This window comes from Vibrio sp. 03_296 (genome assembly GCF_002265885.1).
In genome coordinates this window covers 1-788 of record NZ_NPKW01000873.1, presented here as the reverse complement: position 1 = coordinate 788, position 788 = coordinate 1, and the positions used below count along the sequence as shown (strand labels likewise).

Annotated in this window: 1 protein-coding gene and 1 pseudogene; one reads left to right on the top strand and one right to left on the bottom strand. The window is 46.8% G+C overall.

Annotated features, from left to right (window positions below; translation table 11 throughout):
• Positions 1-449: pseudogene (locus CIK04_RS28525) on the top strand (methylglyoxal synthase); the annotation flags it as partial.
• A gap of 127 nt (positions 450-576) precedes the next feature.
• On the opposite strand, the gene CIK04_RS28520 reads toward CIK04_RS28525, so the two are convergent.
• A partial coding sequence (locus CIK04_RS28520; protein WP_176463462.1) for an ATP-binding domain-containing protein occupies positions 577-788 on the bottom strand: 212 nt, incomplete at its 5' end.

Genomic DNA, 788 nt, shown 5'->3' with positions numbered 1-788 from the left:
ATGCCAGCGCATAAACACATTGCATTGGTTGCACACGATAACTATARGCCTAGAGCTGCTACGCATGGTAAAGAGAACAAAGAAAATTGCAGAGCCACTTCTTGTATGCCACAGGGACAACTGGCCACATGCTTAGTCGCGAAACCGGGCTTGCGATTAAAAGTATGATCAGCGGCCCAATGGGCGGTGACCAACAGCTTGGCGCTTTAATCTCAGAAGGCAAAATCGATATGCTGATTTTCTTCTGGGATCCACTGAATGCGGTACCGCATGATCCCGATGTAAAAGCGCTGCTGCGCATTGCCAGTGTATGGAATATTCCAGTGGCAACCAACCGTGCAACGGCAAAATTCCTTTTTGAATCGCCATTGTTGAATGAAGAAGTTAACGTCGAAATACCTGATTACCAAGCCTATTTGGCACGGCCTGCACCTAATTCTTCTTTCTGAGTGCCTCAACAATCATCCACCGCTAAAATCGGTGGTTTGGGGATGACAATAAAAATGCCAGTCAACTCAGTTGCTGGCATTTTTATTTGTTCTTTCGCGCTGAGTTTTCCTTCGCGACCACACTTATCTAGCTGTTGTGTTTCACCACTGGGTAGTCGTTTTCCAACAGCTCCTGAACAAATCCGGAACCTGCACCACTGTGTGTGATCCAAACTTTCTCTTTGGCGCGAGTTAACGCCACATAAAACAAGCGTCTCTCATCGGCATACGCAAAGGTGTCTGAAGATTGAGTTAGTGCTCCATCAACATGCAGCTGTTTTTTCTTGGCAGGGAACTGCC